This is a genomic window from Paenibacillus kobensis NBRC 15729 (assembly GCF_004000825.1).
Classification (GTDB): Bacteria; Bacillota; Bacilli; order Paenibacillales; family Paenibacillaceae; genus Paenibacillus_T; species Paenibacillus_T kobensis.
Map to the genome: position 1 here is coordinate 1 of NZ_BILZ01000053.1, position 19,286 is coordinate 19,286.

The following is a 19,286-nucleotide window of genomic DNA, read 5'->3' on the forward strand; positions in this document are numbered from 1 at the left end:
CACCTATTTGCTCGCTTTCGCGCCCGGCGGGCCGAAATAGGTGCTCTTCGGCACCTATTTGCTCGCTTTCGCGCCCAGCGAGCCGAAATAGGTGCTCTTCGGCACCTATTTCCTCGCTTTCGCGCCCGGCGGGCCGAAATAGGTGCTCTTCGGCACCTATTTCCTCGCTTTCGCGCCCAGCGGGCCGAAATAAGTGCTCTTCGGCACCTAGGACACATCTCAAAACGTTATTCTGCACCGCTGCAGTGCCGTTCACACTTCATTCGCATTTTTGCACCTGTCCAACGTTCAAACCATTGCCTTCGCCACAAACACAACAACCGCCAATCCAATTGGGATTAGCCAGCCCCAACTACGATTTTCGCGCTCATTGATGACACTTTCATCTTCCTCGCCACGCTGAACTAACTTGTTACTTGAACTGCTTATCCCGCTCGCATCCATCCTCCTCTTCATCAACTTCAGCAGCCGCAAGCATACATAGACGGCAAGTACCGATGCGGCTCCCGTAGCCGCCAGCAGCCATACATCGATCCTCCCGCCTCCTGACGAAGCTCCTTCCACAAGATCTCCGCCACGTACATACGAGCCGACAACATACGCGATATTCGTCGCCAAGTGGACCGCTATGCCAGGCCAGATCGACCTTGCGTACAGGACGATGATCGATGAGACGAATGCAGCGATGAACAATTCGAGCAGCCTATAGGGATTATCATGAAATAAAGCGAATAGCGCCGAACTCATAACGGCGGCGAAGATCGTTCCGCGCCGTTCATATCCGGTCAGCAGCACCCCGCGGAACAGCATTTCCTCGCAGATCGGCGCAATGATCCCTATGCTTAGAATCAACAGCAGCAGAGCACCGATATTGTCCGCGATCGGGTACTCCGAAACCTTATATGTGTCGCCAACGACCGATAGGATGAGCTCTGTAAGCTGATGTACGAACAGCAGCGGAATCTGGCTGACGACATATACGGCAATGCCTAGACCCAGCACAGACCACGGTACGGGATTAAGCCGCAGCGTCCGGCGCAAGGATAACCCCCTCCACTTGCTCCAACCGACTCCCGGCAACAAATTTAAACCGACCTGCCCAAACAATACATAGAACAAAAACAACACAAGAACGCCGTTTCCCTTCCCGTCTTGCCAAGATGCAAAGTCCGGAAGCATAACTCCTGCCGCATAAGAAAACAGAAATATCCAACCCGCTTGCACCGGGTCAAGAGGCGTCTTCCCGATTTGCCGCCCTGTCCATTTGAACTCCGAATTCAGATTCTTTGCATTTATCTTCGCGTTCATGTCTATGTTCGACTTCTTACCATTTATCTTCGCAGTCATCTCTACGTTCGACTTTTTTGCATTTATCTCACCTTGCTGCGTCATCCCATCAACTCCCGGTCATTAATACTACCGAAAGAGTTGTCTTCCATCAATTACCTATAATTCAAATTCACATTAAGAATAATTAAAATTCGCTTGCCATTGCCGTTGCCGTTGCCATTGCTGTTGTAACGCTCCGGTAAAATACCCGATGCTAAGCTAAACGCACGCAAGGCGCTCCCCGGATGCACTGCTGCATCCCAAGGCGCGCCTTGCGCTCGTCGTTCGTTAGGTGCGGCTCTGGCTGGCGAACCGCCACCCTAACTTCACCGCCGCTTACGTTATTAACCGTTGACAGCCCCTGTAACCATGCCCTTCATAATGTTCTTCTGCATCACGAGGAAGAACAGCATGGGCGGAAGCGCCGTCAGCACGAAACCAAATAATCCCGGCCGTCATCATCGATGAAGGCCGGGACCCGGAATCGCTTATATCGTTATACGTTCGAATTACTTCAACGTAATCGTCACCGTCGCGCTGCTCTCGCCTGCCGGTACAAGCACCGAGCTGCCGTCTACCGAAGCGGATGCGCCGCTAGCCGATGCGATCTCGCCGATGCCGTGCAGCGTAACGCTGAACGCTTTGCCGCTGCCTTGCAGCGACACGACGATCGACTTGCCTTCGCGGGTGATGGAGACGGCCGTCTCTACCGCACCCTTGATATCGCGTACCGTCGCCGAAGCGCTGCGGCCGTCTTCGAGCGTATAGACGTTGAAGTCTACACCGTTCGAGTAATCGTAGTCCGGACGAACATTGTTCGCGCCGAACGCGATAATCGAGTTCGGACGGGCGAACAACGGCAGGCTGTCGAAGCCGTAGTTCTCCTTGTGCCAGCCCGGCTGCTTCGTCTCGCCTGTCAGTACATGCGTCCAAGTACCGCCTTGCGGCAAGTAGTATTGAACGTCGCCACTCTCTTGGAATACCGGCGCTACGAGCAGGTTCTCGCCGAGCATATATTGGCGGTCGAGGAATTCCGTCGTCGGATCGTCTTGGAATTCGATGACCATTGCACGCTGCGAAGGCAGACCGCGCTCAGGCGCTTGCGCTGCCGTGTCGAACAGATACGGCATCAGGCTGCATTTGAGCTTCGTGAAGAAGCGCGTAACATCGACCGCTTCTTGGTCATAAGCCCAAGGCACCCGGTACGATCTGCTGCCGTGCAGACGGCTGTGGCTCGACAACAGGCCGAACTGCAGCCAGCGTTTGAACACATGTGTCGGAGCCGTGTTCTCGAAGCCGCCGATGTCGTGGCTCCAGAAGCCGAAGCCGGACAAGCCGAGCGACAGGCCGCCGCGAAGGCTCTCTGCCATCGACTCGTAGTCTGCGTAGCAGTCGCCGCCCCAGTGAACCGGGAACTTCTGTCCGCCGACTGTAGCCGAACGCGCGAACAGCGCCGCTTCGCCTTTGCCAAGCTTCTCTTCCAGAACGTTGAACACGACTTCGTTATACATCTGCGTGTAGTAGTTGTGCATTTTGAACGGATCGGAGCCGTCATGGTACACCACGTCAGTCGGAATCCGCTCGCCGAAGTCCGTCTTGAAGCTGTCGACACCCATGTCGACAAGATCGCGCAAGTAGCCTGCGAACCATTCGCATGCGGCCGGATTCGTGAAGTCAACGAGCGCCATGCCCGGCTGCCATAGATCCCACTGCCAGACGTCGCCGTTCGGACGCTTGACGAGGTAGCCGTTCTGCTTGCCCTCTTCGAACAGACGGGAGCGCTGTGCGATGTAAGGGTTGATCCAGACGCAAATTTTGAGCCCTTTCTCTTTCAGACGCTTCAGCATGCCAACCGGATCCGGGAAGGTGCGGTCGTCCCATTTGAAGTCTGTCCAATGGTATTCCTTCATCCAGAAGCAGTCGAAGTGGAACACATGCAGCGGCAAATCACGTTCCGCCATGCCGTCTACGAACGAGTTGACCGTCGCTTCATCATAGTTCGTCGTGAACGACGTCGTCAGCCACAGACCGAACGACCATGCCGGCGGCAGCGCCGGTTTGCCGGTCAGGTCCGTATATTTGCCCAGTACGTCCTTGATCGAAGGACCGTCGATAACGAAGTATTCGAGCGACTCGCCTTCGACGCTGAATTGAACCTTCTTCACCTTCTCCGAGCCAACCTCGAAGGAAACAAGCTCCGGCTGGTTGACGAATACGCCATAGCCTTTGTTCGAGACGTAGAACGGAATGTTCTTATACGTCTGCTCCGAGCTCGTGCCGCCGTCTTGGTTCCAGATATCGACGGCTTGTCCGTTCTTCACGAAAGCGGTGAACCGCTCGCCAAGACCATAGATGAACTCGCCTACGCCGAGATCCAGCTCTTCGCGCAGCCATCTGCGGTCTTTGCCTTCCGTAATATAAGCCATCGAACGCGGGCCGCTGCCCGTCAGACGCTCGCCCCCGCGGTAGAACGCGACGCTCCACTCTGCGCCTTTGCGGATATGCGCGCTCAGGCTGCCCGTCGTGTAGATCATTTCCTCTTCCGTCTCGGTTACCGTGACGTGTCCGCTAGATTGCGGCGTCAGCTCGAACTTCGGTCCGCGTTCTACCACGCCTGCGTAGTGAATAAGCTTCACGCCGATGACGCCAGGCGCCGGGGAATGGAACTTCACCGTCAACTGCAGCGTATCGAGCATGTTCGCACGGCTATGAATCGGAATTGGCGATACGTAAGCGGTCAGCTCTTCGCCCCGCTGCTCAACCTCATGCGCTTGCACGGCCGGTTTGACCGTAAAACCTTCGCGGATAAGCCAGTTGCCGTCTTGGAATTTCATCGTTGATGCTCCACCTTTCGAATCGTTATCGTCATATGCAAGGAATCAGGAATCGTTCATAACCTGTTGGCTGTATTAGAGGAGTGTGGATTGCTTGTGTATAAGACTCTATAGTTGTATTATACTGATTGCATCGGAGTCAAACTATCAATATAATGCGCATTCATAGCACGATTCTGACGTTAGGAACAGTTGACAAAGGTGGTCATGGCTATGGATTTATATACGAAGCATAATCTGCGGGAAGACCGGCTGCATGGCGATGCAATGCTGCCGCTGGCAGCTTACTGGATCGACCGTGAGGCAGGCGAGTCTATCCTGGACATGCATTGGCATCAGGAAGCGGAGTTTTTCTGCGTGCTGGAAGGCGAGGTTCTGTTTCTAGTGGATACCGACTACTTCGTCGTACGCGCAGGCGAGGCCGTATATATTGACGGAGGCGACATCCATGCGGGGCATTCGAGCAACGGCTCGGCATGCCGTTATTGCGCGATCGTCTTCGATGCAAGGTGGCTGGCCAGCGCGGATTATGATGCGGTTCAAGCGGGATTCATCGCGCCTCTCTTAGATAAACGGGCGGCTCTGCCCCGGCATATTCGACCCGGCACCGAATGGTCGGATGCCGTGATGGCGCATTTGCGCGCGGTTATTACGGCGTATGAACAGCAGCCAACCGGTTACGAAGCAGCGTTGAAAGGCCGCCTTCTGCTTCTGTTCTCCGAAATTGCAGCTGCGGGAGAATGGCGCAAGCGGACCGCTGCCAACGCCGGAGAGCTCGCTAAGGTTGAACGGCTGAAGTCCGTCATCGAATATATCCAGCATCACTACGACCGTCCGGTTCGGATCCGTGAGCTCGCCGATCTCGTGCCGATGAGCGAAGGCCAATTCATCCGCTGGTTCAAATCGATGACGCGCACGACGCCGATCGACTACTTGAACGGGTACCGGGTACGCCAGGCGGCTGAACTATTGCGAAGCACCGACCGCAAAATCAGCGATATCGCACTCGAAGTCGGCTTCGATCATGTCAGCTACTTCATTAAAATGTTCCGCAGGCAAATAAAAACAACCCCTTCCGAATATCGGAAGGAGTCGGTGCTTGCTGAATGATAACGAGTGCTAGTCGATCCTTTGCATCGATTCAAATAAACGTCTTAAATGATTCAACAAATCATTTTTATCCGTCAGAGTCCAATCCGCCAAAGCTTCGCGCATTTTACTCTCGCGGGCGGAGCTAATCATGGCATTGATCTCCTCGCCGTGCTGCGTCAATTGAGATACGCGAATCCGGGAATCCGAACTCGAGGGATACGTATGGACCAGCCCGGCGGTTTCCAGCTTATCGATTTGCCGGCTAACGCTCGAATAGTTTTTCCCCATCATATCGGCCAAGTCACCGACACTGGTCGGTTGGAGATGCGCGATGCCGACGAAGACGCGAAAGGTTGCCGCCTCTAGATTTACGCCTGCGTGAGTAATCATTTTCTTATCACGGTCTGGCTGATTAATAATGGAAACCAAGTCAATCAGCGCTTTAAAAATTTGATTTTCCATTTTTCTACCGCACCTTTACAACTGGACGAGGCGTAAGAGGGGCATTCCAAGCCTCTTCGATCTCTTCAATCGCATATTGTTGAATAGCGATTTGCAGTTTACCCTCAGCCGCCATTTCAAAAACACCCTTCACTGCGGACAGCATATCCGCTTTAGAGACACTTTTATCTCCGCTGCCTACCAGTTCAATTGTTGATGAGCGCAGAAGCGATGACGGCAACTGGATGTCCTCTTGCCCGGATGAAGTTCCAATGGTTACAAAGCGCGTTGCACGATCCGTATTGGTCTTCGCAAGAGCTGACATGATGGTGAGCGCGCTGTCTCCCCAAAGGTAATCCAATATAACGTCCACACCTTCGGCCACAACTGGCATCAGGGCATGTTCGAACAACGTTTTTCCGTTGTCAGCTGTCATATCAAATGCAATAGCCTCATCAGCTTCAAGTGCTTGCAGCTTCGTTTCATTACGTCCCGTTACAATGATCTTCTTGGCCCCAAGACCCTTCGCAATCTGAACGGCTAGACTGCCGGATGCACCCGTAGCGCCATTAATCAATACCGTTTGGCCGGGCTTGAAGCCTGCCCGGAATACCAGTGCAGCCCACGACGACATAGCCGGGTTAGCGATGGCGGCAGCTGTGAGATCGTCAATGCCATCCGGCAAACGAACCGTCAGCTTCGCGTTGACAATGGTTTGCTCCGCCAGACTGCCATATGGTGCAGCAGGCATTGCAAAGTATACGCGAGTCCCATCTTCCAAAGTACCCACTCCGTCAAGGCCGGCTACAATCGGAAAGTTAACACTGGATGAGTAGTGCATCCCCATTGATCGGAACTTGCTGACTCGGCTCAAGGCTGCTGCCGACACCTGAATCAGAATTTCTCCGCCTGCCGCAACGGGGGAATTAAACTGCCCCAGTACAGGAATTGTCCCCTTCTCCTTCACAATTGCTGCCTTCATCGTTTCTTCTCCCCTTTGCCTCTTCCTAATATGTGCATATTGCACATATTAATAGTATATTCAATTTATGTGCAATATGCACACTTTTTTTTTAAAAAAAATAAACATCACTTCGCTGTTCCACCGTTAGCTTTTGATTAAGGATGCGGCTCCTAATGTCATGACATGCTGCGGCGGCAAGCCCATCAGCATTCTTCCGTACAGCTCCAGTCCAGTCGATGCCGTAGTCAGCGCATGATTGGCACCGCCTCTAATGTCCCGGAAGATTTGAGACATGCGGTTGGAGTCGGCTATTCCGCTCCCTCCGCTCTCCGCCATTAGCATATCTACGGCTTCCCAGCACAGCATGGCTGCATAGGTCAAATCTGTCTGGAGCTGCGCCATTTCCTTTAGATCGAATGGTTGTATGTGCTGCACGTGACGCTCCAGATTGTCGATTGTCCGGCTGATATGGAGATGAGCGGATTCGACCTTCATAGCCGCAAGTCCTACTTTATACTGAATATGACCCACTGCCGCTTGAGAAGGATGGACCGTCATTGCAATTCCCTTGAGAGGCGCTATTTCCGCAAAATATTCGACTGCCCCTCTTGCGAGTCCGAGAATCGCGCTTATCCCCGTTGTGATGCTAATAATAAGCTGTGCATAAGGCTTGTATCTGTCACGCCCCTTCAACTCAGCAACAGGCAGCGAACCTCCTGGATTCATCTCTTGGGTGATGACGTATTTGTCCGGGATAAACATATTTCTCATTGCTAGACTGTTGCTTGCAGATCCTCTTAAACTCATCGTGTACCAATCGTCAGCTATCGTGACGTCACTCATCGGAACAACGGCCAGCATCATCTCCATTGACTTGCCTTCTTGCATGGACTTGCCATCCCTCAAGTTCAGCAGAGCATGGGTCGCATGCTTTGATCCTGAACCGAACCTCCACAGCCCTTCCTCTACCAAATAACCTCCGTCCACTTTCTTTACGACCGCTTTACTTGCCAGCAGGACAGAACAAAAGCGTATCTCCTCCACCTCGTTATAGATCGAATCTAAGACGTCGGAAGGTAATGACAGCGATGCATTATAGTTGTTTCCATTAATAATTTGAACGACCCACCCGACAGAACCATTTCCCTTGGCCATTTCGGAAACAATCTCGACCATCGCACGGATGCTAATATCATGGCCTCCGTACTCTTTCGGCGTGCCAAGCTTAAACAGCCCCGCATCCGAAATTTTCTGAATCACCTCATCCGGAATATACCGTTCTTCATCAATGACAGGACCGAACTTCTGCAGGTAGGGGACTAACTCGGCAGCATGGTTTAGCAATTGCTGTTCTACAGCAGTGAGCTGCCGTTCTGTATTTAAGTTGGCCATTCATCATTCACCTCTTTATATACAGATGTATACTTAAAATGCATTTGTAGGATAAATGATATAATGTATACTAAACTTCAACAACCGACAAAATCGCAGATATGTCTTGAAACGATACAGAGAGGGGAATCTGTCATGAACGATAAAACAACCGAGGACCTTCGGGTCAAAAGAACTCATAAGCTTTTATACAACGCGCTGTTAGAATTAATGGATAAGCACCCGTTCGAGACGATTACGGTGAAGCAGATCTGTGATCTGGCGATGGTGCATCGAACTACATTCTATACCCACTTCCAGGATAAATTTGATTTACTAACTCGCGCTATGAATCAAATTGCGGAGGAAGAATTTAAAGGTATGGTCGATGACTCCTTTTCTCCAGCCGATAATTTTAAGGAGTTATTCTCGTTAGCGGTGAAGCACAAGAAATTGTTTTCCCGTCTCTTAGCTGAAGACAGGGACTCTTTGCGAAATCTGTTGCGAAGAGAGATGGGGGCGGGGATAAGGAACTACCTGGCTAAGCATAATTCAATTAAAGAGAATTCCATCGACATGCAGATTAAAATTGAAGCTTACATCGGGGCCGTGCTCGGTGTGGTAACTTGGTGGATCGAGAACAACATGCCTATTGAACACGAAGCGTTATATACGAAATTGAATATCTTCTCCGAATGGAAATTCGCCGAATAGCCTCATCTAAAAAAGCTGTGCAAGCAACCGTCGGCAGCGGGATCTGCCATAGGATTGCTTGCACAGCTCTATTATTCCTCGTAAGCAAAACGAGTCGGTTTGTCGCGGTTGATTTGCTCTCGCTCTCGTTCCTCATCACTGCGATCATCATTGCGGTCATCACTGCGTTCATCACGATGCTCATCATGACGGTCATCCCGGTAGTCATCCCGGCGGCTATCGTCTTCCGCATCATCCAGTTCCGTCTGCAGCTGGGGATCGAACGCCGCGGATGGAGCAGCTGCCGCTGCATCGGCTGCCGAAGCTTTCGGTTTGCCAAGCTCTAGTCCGCAGTCGGTGCAGTAACGCGCCATCAGATCATTCTCGGTGTCGCAGTCCGGACAGATGACGCGAATCTCGCCCATCGTCATCTCCGGCTTCGGCTCCTGCTCGGTGAACCGCGTGCCGCAATCCGGACAGAACTTGACGTTGATTGCGACGACTTTGCCGCAGGAGCAGCTCTTCTCCAGCTTGACCGCTTTGACCCGGTCTTCGATCGATTCGATCTCCTGCTTCAGCGTCTTCAACTGCTCGCAGCACGATGCGACAGCTTCCTCCGACTCCGCCGTCTCGCCGGTCAGGTATGCACGGAACATTGCTTCGCCCATTTCGGTATATAACCTGGTCATATCTTTCTCGCGTGAAGATTTCTGGCTGTTGAGACGTGCTATTTCGATCGTCTGCTGCGCCTTGCGCGCTGCGTCGGACGCACCCTGCTTCATCTTGTCGAATATAGACATCGGGCAATTCCCCTCCACTTACCATCAAGCTAGTATGATGGTTCTCATTAACCGCACCGTGCCGCATTTAATCATCCGATTGCCAGATTTTATCCGCCCAATTGTTCGGTCCAGCATCACAGATGCTGCAAAAGCCCGCAAGCATACTTGCCTGCGGGCTCCTTCATCAGCGATTACTCAGCCGGATACATCCGTGCGCGCATCGCTTGAATTTCTGCATTCTCAAGATATTCGTCGTACGACATCATCCGGTCGATCAGACCGTTCGGCGTAATTTCGAAAATCCGGTTCGCAACCGTCTGTACGAACTGATGGTCATGAGAGGTGAACATCATCGTGCCGTCGAAATCGATCATGCCGTTGTTCAGCGCGGTAATCGATTCGAGATCCAAGTGGTTCGTCGGTTCGTCCATAATCAGAACGTTCGAGCCGGAAAGCATCATCTTGGACAGCATACAGCGAACTTTCTCGCCGCCGGACAGAACGCTTGCTTTCTTCATGCCCTCGTCGCCTGCGAACAGCATGCGGCCGAGGAAGCCGCGAATGAACGTCTCGTCTTGATCTTTCGAATATTGGCGGAGCCAATCGACGAGAGTCAGATCGACGCCGTCGAAGTAAGCCGAGTTGTCCTTAGGGAAGTACGCTTGCGTCGTCGTAATGCCCCATTGGAACGTGCCGGCATCCGGCTCCAATTCGCCCATGATGAGCTGGTACAATACCGTCTTCGCCAAGCCGTTCGGACCGACGAGAGCGATTTTGTCGCCTTTGTTGACCGTGAACGTCAGGTTGTCGATGATTTTCTCGCCGTCGATCGTCTTCGTGAGACCTTCTACGAGCAGCAGCTGTTTGCCTGCTTCGCGCTCTGGCTTGAAGTTGATGAACGGATACTTGCGGTTCGAAGGACGAATGTCGTCGAGCGAAATTTTGTCGAGCATCTTCTTACGCGACGTCGCCTGCTTCGATTTCGATTTATTCGCGCTGAAGCGTTGAATGAACGCTTGCAGTTCCTTGATCTTGTCTTCCTTCTTCTTGTTCTGGTCGCGCTGCAGCGTAAGAGCCAGCTGGCTCGACTCGTACCAGAAGTCGTAGTTGCCCACGTACATTTGGATTTTGCCGAAGTCGATGTCCGCGATATGTGTACATACCGTATTCAAGAAGTGACGGTCATGGCTGACTACGACTACAGTGCCTTCGAACTTCGCCAGGAAGTTCTCAAGCCAGTGGATCGATTCCATGTCCAAGTGGTTGGTAGGCTCATCGAGCAGCAGAATGTTCGGGCTGCCGAACAGCGCCTGCGCAAGCAATACGCGAACCTTCTCGTTGCCGCCGAGCTCCTTCATTTGCTTATCGTGGAACTCCGTCGTAATGCCGAGGCCGTTGAGCATCTCAGCCGCTTCCGACTCTGCTTCCCAACCGTTCATCTCGGCGAATTCCGCTTCCAGCTCGCCTGCGCGAATGCCGTCTGCGTCGGTGAAGTCCGCTTTCGCGTAGAGAGCATCCTTCTCTTTCATAACGTCATACAGACGTTTATGGCCCATAATGACCGTCTCGAGTACCGCGAACTCATCGTATTCGTAATGGTTCTGCTTCAGTACAGCCATCCGTTCGCCTGGCGTAATGTGTACGTCGCCCGTGTTGGCTTCGATCTCGCCGGACAAAATTTTCAGGAACGTCGATTTGCCCGCGCCGTTCGCGCCGATCAAACCGTAGCAGTTGCCTGGTGTAAATTTAATATTAACATCCTCGAATAACGGACGCTTCCCGTAACGGAGCGACACGCCAGATGTACTTATCATGGATTAAATCCCGTCCTCTCAAAACATGTTCATCGCATTATTATATCATAAATGCACTCGTACGTCATAACGTATGCGGATGGGATATACTGCTCTTTTGCAAATTTGATATAAAGCTGTCCGCCCGCTCTTTCCCGTTCAATTGGCACAATGCATACAGCACAGCTCCAGCGGTCGGCGACAGCTGCGGCTGCTTGACGTGCGGATCGCAAAATAAAAAGCTTCCAAACCGATTGATCGGTCTGAAAGCTTCGATATCGTTAATCCCAGTTCAACTTCACTTCGTTGCCGCTAACGGAGGATTCGTAAATCGCGTCAAGAATCCGGTTGTTCGTATAGCCGGACATCGCGGACGAAACCGGCGTCGTTCCCGTATGAATCGCATCGATAAAATGTTTCGCCACAAGCTCGCGGTCATTCACTTCATCGAGCGGTTCGATTGGCTTCGTCACCACTTCATTCTCCACATGCGTAATATAGGTCGCTTCGTTGCCGACAATCGATACGCCGCCTTCGGTGCCCATAATATGAATGAACGGCTGATCGGTGTAATTCGCCGCATGCGCTGCCCAGCTTACGTCGAGCGACAACGTCGCACCGTCGTCCAACTTGATGAGCGCCGTCGCCAAGTCTTCAACGTCGTATGAGCCTTCCCAGTTCGGCGTACCCCACGTGCCCGTGCCGCGTTTATGCGGACCGAACTCCGCATATGTCGTGCCGAACACGGATACCGGCTTCGGACTGCCGATCAAGTGGAGCGACAGATCGAGCATGTGGACGCCGATGTCGATCAACGGACCGCCGCCCGCCAGCTCTTTGCGGGTAAACCAAGAGCCCCAGCCCGGAATTCCCTTCTTGCGCATCCAGCCTGTCTTCACATTATAGATTCGTCCAAGCTCGCCCGCTTCGATCGCAGCTTTGACCGCTCGCGCCAGCCCGGTGAATCGCATTTGCTGCGCGATCATGACCGTTTTGCCTGTCCGCTGCTGTTCTTGGACGATCTCCATCGCTTTCGATGCGTTGATCGCCATCGGTTTCTCGAGCAGCACATGCTTGCCTGCTTGAAGCGCCGCAATCGTCAGCGGAGCATGGAATTGATTCGGTACAGCTACTACGATGGCATCCAGCTCCGGATCGGCGATAAGCGCCTCCGGCGACGGGTGCACGATCGGAATGTTATGCTCAGCCGCCCGCTGTTCAGCCAGCGGCAAATAAGCATCCGTTACAGCGCGAAGCTCTGCCGCTTCACCAAGCTTGCTCAGTACATCCATATGAATTGCGCCAATCGCCCCTGCTCCGATAATGCCAAACCGAATACGGGAAGTTGAAGTTGTCGTCATCGTTGTTAATCCTCCGATTTGTGCCGCCGTGTACGGACATAAATATACATCGAGTATATTGTTACGGCATGGCGATTATGAGATTGATTTCATTATAGCGCTGTCATTCCCGGTTAACGATGTGCCGGATTGGCGAAGTCTTGTCCGAATTTGCTATTGGAGATTGGCTGGCCGAGTCTTGCAAGCTGCTCGCTCTGCCTGTCCCCCGTCGTATAGCAGTCAGGGCGGGGCGGCTAACGGATCGCAGCACCCCCTCAGCAGGCTAAGCGGTATGTCCGATTCCAACATACCAGATGAACGGTGTGCGAATCAATTGGGCGGCGGACCCTCGCTCCGGCGCCATCGAAGCACCAGAGCGATTCGCATCCCGGCGGGATATCGGGTAAACTATTCGTATCATGAATGATCTGTAAGCGGAGGGGAATTGTCTATGAAGCTGTTATCAATCGAACCGACGCCAAGTCCGAATTCGATGAAATTAAACGTCGACGAAACGCTGCCCCGCGGCTTCCGTCATACTTATTATCCCGCGCAAGCATCAGATGCGCCGGAGCCGCTTCGACCGCTTCTTGCGATTGAAGGCGTCCGAAGCTTGTTCCGCACAGCCGACTTTATCGCACTGGACCGGCTGCCAAGCGCAGACTGGCAGCGTATCCTGTCCGAAGCCCGCCGCCTGCTGTCATCAGGCGATGAAGCAGAAGGCGCCGCTTCGTCGGGCGCTGCGCCAGCCGCTGACGGCTTCGGCGAAGCGCATGTGCTCGTGCAGCAGTACCGCGGCATTCCGATGCAAGTTCGCGTACGAATCGGCGAACGCGAAGTGCGTGCAGCGATGACGCAGCGGTTCGTTGACGCGGTGCAAGCCGCTGCCGGCGCAACGATGATTCGCGAGCGGAAGCTGGAGGAGTTCGGCGTACGCTACGGAGAGCCGGAAGAAATCGCGGCCGAAATCGTCCGCGAGCTTGAAGCCGCCTACACGGAAGAGCGGCTCGCCGCTCTCATCCAAGCTTCGCTCGAGCAAGGACCGGAAGCTCCCGTCGACGCGCCTGTCCGACCGGCTCCACTGTCGGCTGGCGAAGTGTTGGCCGCATTCGGTTCGGCCGATTGGCAATCCCGGTATGCCGCTCTCGACCGGCTGTCCGAATCGACGCCCGAAGCGCTCCCGATGCTGCAGCAGGCAATCGGTGACGAGAACGCGTCGATCCGCCGGCTAGCCGTCGTCTATCTCGGCGATCTGCGCAGCGCGGAAGCGATGCCGCTGTTGTTCGACGCGCTGAAGGACAAGTCCGTATCCGTCCGCCGTACGGCGGGCGACACGCTGTCGGACATTGGCGATCCGGCCGCAATCGGCCCAATGATCGAAGCGCTGCGCGACAAGAACAAGCTCGTCCGCTGGCGCGCTGCCCGCTTCCTGTACGAAGCAGGCGACGAGAGCGCGCTTGAACCTCTGCGGGAAGCGGCCGCCGACCCCGAGTTCGAAATATCGCTTCAAGCCACGATGGCCGTGGAGCGGATCGAACGCGGCGAGGAAGCAGCCGGCTCCGTCTGGCAGCAGATGACGCAGCGCAACCGCAGCAACTCCAGTTCTGCCGACGACGACGATAGCGGCGAGCGCGCATAATCGAAAAGGCAGTCCCCATCCGCATAAACCGGCCATAACGGCCGCTATGCAGGGGACTGCCTTTTTGGTATCATCCGCTTACGTTCCAGGCATAAGCCTTATATGCAGAAGCACCGAGCCGTCGGTTCCATACGGATAGCTTCGAACGGTGTAACCGTCTGGAATGCTCGCCTTGCGGATCGCGGCACGTATATCGTCCGACCAATTCTCCCCGTTCGTATACCGGATTTGCAATTCGCTCTTGTTATTACGCGCCATATTCATCAGCCGTTCAGCCAACATGCCGACCGATTGAACGGTCCGGGACGGCGATAGCCAATCCAATCCGATTGCGGCTTCCAGCTTGGCCCATTCGGCAGCCTGCGTCTTCGAGCCCGCTTCTTTGGCCAACGCTAACGTCTCAGAATAAGCGGTTACCGCCTTCGGATAGCGCTTCGTCCACTGGTGGTCCCGTTCGATCTGCTTGTCGCTGAGCAAATAATACCGGTAACGGCTCGCTGTTTGTTCCGCGCTTTCCTTCGCTTCTCCGCCGTTCTCCGCCTGGGCCGGGGGCGCTGCATCGTCCCAAGTCGCATCCAGATGGTACCATTGCCCGTCCAACCTGACGAGATTCCAAGCATGGTCTCCCGAAGACACCGTTCCTTCCACAATGCGCGATACAAAGCCTGCTTTCGTAAGCATGTTATGCATAAGCAGCGCATAGCCTTGACAGACCGTCTTGCCCGTAAGAAGAGCTTCGTATGCCGTATAACGGGTTAGAGACGTATCGTATTCAACCCGGTCCACGACCCAGTCATGGATGGCCTTTACTTTCTCATGATCGTTCATCCCGGCTGTTATGATGGACTGGAGCGCCTGTGTCGTGATCTGATCGACTTGTGCGGTCTGATCTGCAGACTCCCGGTAGTTAACCGTCATCTCGACATCCGCCCGCTCTGTTCTTTCTCGGATCGTATAATGGTACGAATCGATAATGTAGGCCGTGTAGTCGTTCGTTGCCGCCGCTTCTGCGAACGCTTGCTTGAACGTTTGCTCTGCATCCTCATAATCGTACATTGTAAAAGAAAACTTCTGCTCGCGGGCAAGCAGATGCTCCTCAATAACTTCCGGCAGCGACAGCCCCTTCTGCGCAGCTGCTGCAGCAGGCGATTCCCCCATTCGTTCTCCCGGATGGAGAACTCCTCTTAGAAGCGGCCATGCGCCAAGCAGCCCGAGTGCTGTCAAGACTAGGATGATCCGTACGTTACGCACCTCATCCACCTCTCGTTCCTCAATTCGGTCATGTTAAACAACATTATAACCGAATAAGAGAAACTAGAACCATATTTGGAAAAGCCCTCCTTGACCATCTGTATACTTCATTAACCGATTTCGTTTCGCATTTCTCTGTATACAAAATAAAAAGAGACGGCCAGCAGCCGTCTCTCAACTTCCCTATATGGCTTCAATATTAATAACAGTGCCGTCGCTGCTTACCCAATCCCCAGAAGCTGTCTTCACAAATGTAGCGATCATGGACGCACGGTTATTCGGGTATTCGTTCCCTTTCAGACTCTCGTTCGTTTGTACGATGTACACCGTTGCTTTCGACTCCGTGTATTCCACAATGCGGGCGGTTTCCAGCGTCACTTTAACATCATAAGCATCGAATGTCTGTTGAACTTGCGCGAGTCCTTCATCCAGTCCTGGCGTACTCGGGTCGAGCGTAGCCTTATAAGCCACTAAATCTTCATCGTTCGTGGCCTTAATCTGTTTATCGATAACGGACAAAATGGCAGCTTTCACATCGGCCGGCACATCGGCTTCCTGGCTGACCGTCTTATCGATATTGAGATATTGAATGCCCTGCGGCGCAATGATCTCGAGCTTCCATTGATGGTCGGCCCCTCGCTTCAACTGCATGTGCATCACGCTTTGGTTGTCGAGATAGAAACCGCCGCTTACTTTCTCTGTCAACTCTTCAACTTCGATAACCGCTGTATTCCCCTGCCAATCCAGTACTTTCGTAAGCGTAGACGTCGATTTGGTCTTCACTCCGTCATCGTCACCTGCTGCGAGCAGATCTTTGACCAGCGCTTCTAAGGAAGAACCCGGATAGATAAGTTTCATGAAAGAATCTTGATCATCCGCATTCGAATAATCGTCAACCTGATTCAAGAAAGCCTGAATTTCTTTAATATCGGCATCCGACGGACCGTTGGACGTAATCGTAATCGTCTGCTTAGCCGAGTTCCATTTGACATCCATATCCGTCGCTTCAGCTATGAAACGGATCGGAACGAGAGTGCGGCCCTTCTGAACGAGCGGCTGTGCGGCCTGCTTCTGCTTCTCGCCATTGACCGTTGCTTCTCCTGTAACGGTGTTCAACGTCAAAGTGCTTTGATCCGACTTGCCTGTAATTTGTTTGCTGGTCCCGTCATAAGTAATGGAGTAGCCCAGCGCCTTGAACAATCCTTTGAACTCGACATACGTCGTACCTTTCACGATAACAGGCGGAACTTCGAACTTGACCTCCTGATCGCCAAGCCATACTTTAATCGGCTGCTTGTTATCTGCTGCGGAGACACTGCCGGCGAATGCGAGCAAGAGCAGCATCGTGGCCATAATGAGTGCAGTAAGCTTCTTCACTGTAATTCTCCCTTCGTCATTTGGGATTGTTATCCACATTAGGTAATATACCAATTTCTCCAGCATTTTGCACTGCATGCCAATAGCAGATTGATAGATTTTATCTCTTTTTCAGGTAACCCTCTAGGATCATGAATAAACCTTAAACAAACTGAACACATAAATTGACAACGCTGAATCAGGCGGAATATAATCGTCTCAGATTATGTCATTTCTCCACACATGGAGGCTTATCATGCTCGCAGAAGAACGAAGGCAGCTTATATTGGAGAGACTATCCCTGGAGGGCAGAGTCGTCGCCAAAGAGCTCGCCCATCTTTTTCAGCTTTCGATTGATTCTATACGTCGCGACTTGACCATAATGGAGGATCAAGGACTGCTTCAGAAGACGTACGGCGGTGCAATTCCATTCGCAGAGACGCCTAAAGTCCGTACAATGGCGCAGCCGCCGGCTGTCCGCTATGGAGCTCCGAAGCCTCATCAGGACGCCATCTCCAAGGCGGCAGCCTCCTATATCCAGAGACACGACACCGTCTTTATCGGCGGAGCCGGCATTCATTATGGGATGCTGAAGCATATTCCGGACGAGCTCCCGATCACAGTCGTAACGAACTCCCTTGCCATTGCAGAGCATATTCGGCATCGGCCTCATATCGATTCTTATCTTATTGGCGGCAAACTGAGAGCGAACAGCAGCGGCGGGAACATTATTGATACGATTGCGTGCGAGATGATCAGCCGGTTTAATTTCGACATCGGCTTCGTCACCGGAGGCGGGATTTCTCTTGGCGGCATCAGCATGGCGACACCCGAGGGAGCAGCCATTATACGTGCGGTTGCTGCCGTCTCCAGAAGAACGGTTTGTCTTGCCCCACACGAGAAGATCGGCGTTACCATGTTCGCCGGGGCAATTCCGTTAAACCAAATTAAACTGCTTATAGCTGACCAGGGCGCACCAGAGAAATTTATACACGAGTTCAACAGTCGTAACGTCAAAGTCATATTTGCGGATGAAGACTATTCGAGCGGAGGAAATAATCATGAGGGCAATTAAAGTGGAACGTTCCGGCCCACTACGCGGCAGCGTCCAAATTCCCGGTGCCAAGAACAGCTCCCTAGCGCTGCTGGCAGCCGCCTGCTTAGCGGATGAACCCGTTAAGCTGCTCGGCATTCCGGATATTGCGGATATTCGTGTCATCAGCGACATCGGGCGGCAAATCGGTCTTCGCATTACTCGCGAGCCGAGCGGCTGCGTTGTCGTCGATCCGACTGCCATTCACGGGACGGAACTGGATCCCGGCCAATCCTCCTCCTTCAGAAGCGCATATTATTTCATTGGTGGGCTGCTTGCCAAATTCGGCAAAGTAACCGTTGGCTATCCAGGCGGAGACGACTTCGTCAGCCGTCCGATGGATCAGCATATCAAAGCGTTGACGATGCTTGGCGCGAAGTTCTCTTACTCCGAGACAAGCTATACGGTCGAAGCGGCGCAGCTCACCGGCGCGGCTATCTTTTTCGACGTCATTACATGCGGTGCTACGATCAACACCATGCTAGCAGCGGTGCTGGCGAAAGGCACGACGACGCTGCTTAATGCGGCTCGCGATCCCGAAGTAACGGATACTGCCAATCTGCTGAACCGGATGGGCGCACGGATAACCGGTGCAGGCACCGACAGCATTCGCATTGAAGGCGTACCGTCGCTATCCGGCTGTACATACACCGTTATTCCGGACCGGCTGATTGCCGGCGCGTTCCTCATGGCAGCCGGCGCGGCCGGCGGTTCTGTCACCGTCCAAGACGTCATACCGGAACATCTGTCTTCTTGTCTGGCGAAGCTTCGCGAGATCGGCCTCGACATCGAGGTCGGCGACCATTCGATTACGGCTCATTCCACAGGTATACTCAGAGCGACAAGAGTCCGTACGGCGATGTATCCGGGTTTTGCAACCGATCTGCAGCAGCCGTTAACCGCTCTGCTGACGATGGCGCAAGGCAAGAGCATACTCGGGGAGCGCGTCTATCCGGGAAGATTTAATCATGTTCCGCAGTTAATGCGGATGGGCGCGGACATTAAGGTGCGTTCCGGCGTCGCTTCCATCCGTGGCGGCAACCCGCTGCGCGGCACGCTTGTTCATGCCTCGGACGTACGGGCAGGAACTTGCCTCATCCTTGCTGGGCTTCGCGCGGAAGGCATTACGACAATTGCCGGCATACAGCATATCGAACGCGGCTACGAAGACGTCATCGGACAATTCGCCTCGCTCGGCGCGAACATCACGATGTTCGACTCGGACGAATCGGCGCCGATATCCTATACGAGTTAACTGCATTCAGACATTCAGAAGTGATAGTGAAAGAGGGATCTCACGGCGTGAGA

At 53.3% G+C, this 19,286-nt stretch carries 15 protein-coding genes; 5 read left to right on the top strand and 10 right to left on the bottom strand.

Annotated features, from left to right (window positions below; translation table 11 throughout):
- Nucleotides 1-288: 288 nt before the first annotated feature.
- Nucleotides 289-1,392 carry a type II CAAX endopeptidase family protein gene (locus tag PKO01S_RS22810; protein WP_127533753.1) on the bottom strand — a complete coding sequence of 368 codons (1,104 nt, stop codon included), beginning with the start codon at nucleotides 1,390-1,392 and terminating at the stop codon, nucleotides 289-291.
- A 446-nt stretch (nucleotides 1,393-1,838) separates the two neighbouring features.
- Nucleotides 1,839-4,163: an alpha-xylosidase gene (gene yicI, locus PKO01S_RS22815; protein ID WP_127533754.1), complete on the bottom strand. Its 2,325-nt coding sequence runs from the start codon at nucleotides 4,161-4,163 to the stop codon at nucleotides 1,839-1,841.
- A gap of 213 nt (nucleotides 4,164-4,376) precedes the next feature.
- Between yicI and PKO01S_RS22820 the strand changes: the two genes are divergently transcribed.
- Nucleotides 4,377-5,273, top strand: coding sequence for a helix-turn-helix transcriptional regulator (locus PKO01S_RS22820; RefSeq protein ID WP_127533755.1), 897 nt, complete (start codon nucleotides 4,377-4,379; stop codon nucleotides 5,271-5,273).
- Between the two features lie 9 nt (nucleotides 5,274-5,282).
- Here the strand turns inward: PKO01S_RS22820 and PKO01S_RS22825 are convergent, their stop codons facing one another.
- From PKO01S_RS22825 to PKO01S_RS22835, 3 genes are all read right to left on the bottom strand, one after another.
- Nucleotides 5,283-5,717 carry a MarR family winged helix-turn-helix transcriptional regulator gene (locus PKO01S_RS22825; RefSeq protein WP_127533756.1) on the bottom strand — a complete coding sequence of 145 codons (435 nt, stop codon included), beginning with the start codon at nucleotides 5,715-5,717 and terminating at the stop codon, nucleotides 5,283-5,285.
- A 4-nt stretch (nucleotides 5,718-5,721) separates the two neighbouring features.
- The gene (locus tag PKO01S_RS22830; protein ID WP_127533757.1) at nucleotides 5,722-6,678 is read right to left on the bottom strand and encodes a quinone oxidoreductase family protein; all 957 of its coding nucleotides are present in this window, start codon (nucleotides 6,676-6,678) and stop codon (nucleotides 5,722-5,724) included.
- A 126-nt stretch (nucleotides 6,679-6,804) separates the two neighbouring features.
- Nucleotides 6,805-8,052, bottom strand: a complete 1,248-nt coding sequence (locus PKO01S_RS22835) for an acyl-CoA dehydrogenase family protein (RefSeq protein ID WP_127533758.1) — start codon at nucleotides 8,050-8,052, stop codon at nucleotides 6,805-6,807.
- 135 nt (nucleotides 8,053-8,187) lie between these two features.
- Here PKO01S_RS22835 and PKO01S_RS22840 point away from each other — a divergent pair, with 135 nt between their 5' ends.
- Nucleotides 8,188-8,745: a TetR/AcrR family transcriptional regulator gene (locus tag PKO01S_RS22840; protein ID WP_127533759.1), complete on the top strand. Its 558-nt coding sequence runs from the start codon at nucleotides 8,188-8,190 to the stop codon at nucleotides 8,743-8,745.
- Nucleotides 8,746-8,816: 71 nt separating this feature from the next.
- Here the strand turns inward: PKO01S_RS22840 and PKO01S_RS22845 are convergent, their stop codons facing one another.
- The 3 genes from PKO01S_RS22845 to PKO01S_RS22855 form a co-directional block, all read right to left on the bottom strand.
- Entirely contained in the window at nucleotides 8,817-9,524 is a 708-nt protein-coding gene (locus tag PKO01S_RS22845) for a zinc ribbon domain-containing protein (RefSeq protein ID WP_246070692.1), read from the bottom strand.
- 173 nt (nucleotides 9,525-9,697) lie between these two features.
- Nucleotides 9,698-11,320, bottom strand: coding sequence for an ABC-F family ATP-binding cassette domain-containing protein (locus PKO01S_RS22850; protein WP_127533760.1), 1,623 nt, complete (start codon nucleotides 11,318-11,320; stop codon nucleotides 9,698-9,700).
- Between the two features lie 260 nt (nucleotides 11,321-11,580).
- Nucleotides 11,581-12,660, bottom strand: a complete 1,080-nt coding sequence (locus PKO01S_RS22855; protein WP_127533761.1) for a Gfo/Idh/MocA family protein — start codon at nucleotides 12,658-12,660, stop codon at nucleotides 11,581-11,583.
- A 430-nt stretch (nucleotides 12,661-13,090) separates the two neighbouring features.
- Between PKO01S_RS22855 and PKO01S_RS22860 the strand changes: the two genes are divergently transcribed.
- Nucleotides 13,091-14,278: a virulence factor gene (locus tag PKO01S_RS22860; RefSeq protein WP_127533762.1), complete on the top strand. Its 1,188-nt coding sequence runs from the start codon at nucleotides 13,091-13,093 to the stop codon at nucleotides 14,276-14,278.
- Between the two features lie 78 nt (nucleotides 14,279-14,356).
- On the opposite strand, the gene PKO01S_RS22865 is transcribed toward PKO01S_RS22860, so the two are convergent.
- Together PKO01S_RS22865 and PKO01S_RS22870 are read right to left on the bottom strand one after the other, a co-directional pair.
- Nucleotides 14,357-15,529 (bottom strand): transglutaminase domain-containing protein, encoded by a 1,173-nt coding sequence (locus PKO01S_RS22865; RefSeq protein ID WP_127533763.1) that lies wholly within the window; start codon nucleotides 15,527-15,529, stop codon nucleotides 14,357-14,359.
- Nucleotides 15,530-15,712: 183 nt separating this feature from the next.
- Entirely contained in the window at nucleotides 15,713-16,906 is a 1,194-nt protein-coding gene (locus PKO01S_RS22870) for a copper amine oxidase N-terminal domain-containing protein (protein WP_164779717.1), read from the bottom strand.
- A gap of 235 nt (nucleotides 16,907-17,141) precedes the next feature.
- Between PKO01S_RS22870 and PKO01S_RS22875 the strand changes: the two genes are divergently transcribed.
- Together PKO01S_RS22875 and murA are read left to right on the top strand one after the other, a co-directional pair.
- Nucleotides 17,142-17,960, top strand: a complete 819-nt coding sequence (locus PKO01S_RS22875) for a DeoR/GlpR family DNA-binding transcription regulator (protein ID WP_127533765.1) — start codon at nucleotides 17,142-17,144, stop codon at nucleotides 17,958-17,960.
- Nucleotides 17,947-19,233 carry a UDP-N-acetylglucosamine 1-carboxyvinyltransferase gene (murA, locus tag PKO01S_RS22880; protein WP_127533766.1) on the top strand — a complete coding sequence of 429 codons (1,287 nt, stop codon included), beginning with the start codon at nucleotides 17,947-17,949 and terminating at the stop codon, nucleotides 19,231-19,233. The genes PKO01S_RS22875 and murA overlap by 14 nt, the downstream gene beginning before the upstream one ends.
- The last annotated feature ends 53 nt before the right edge of the window (nucleotides 19,234-19,286 follow it).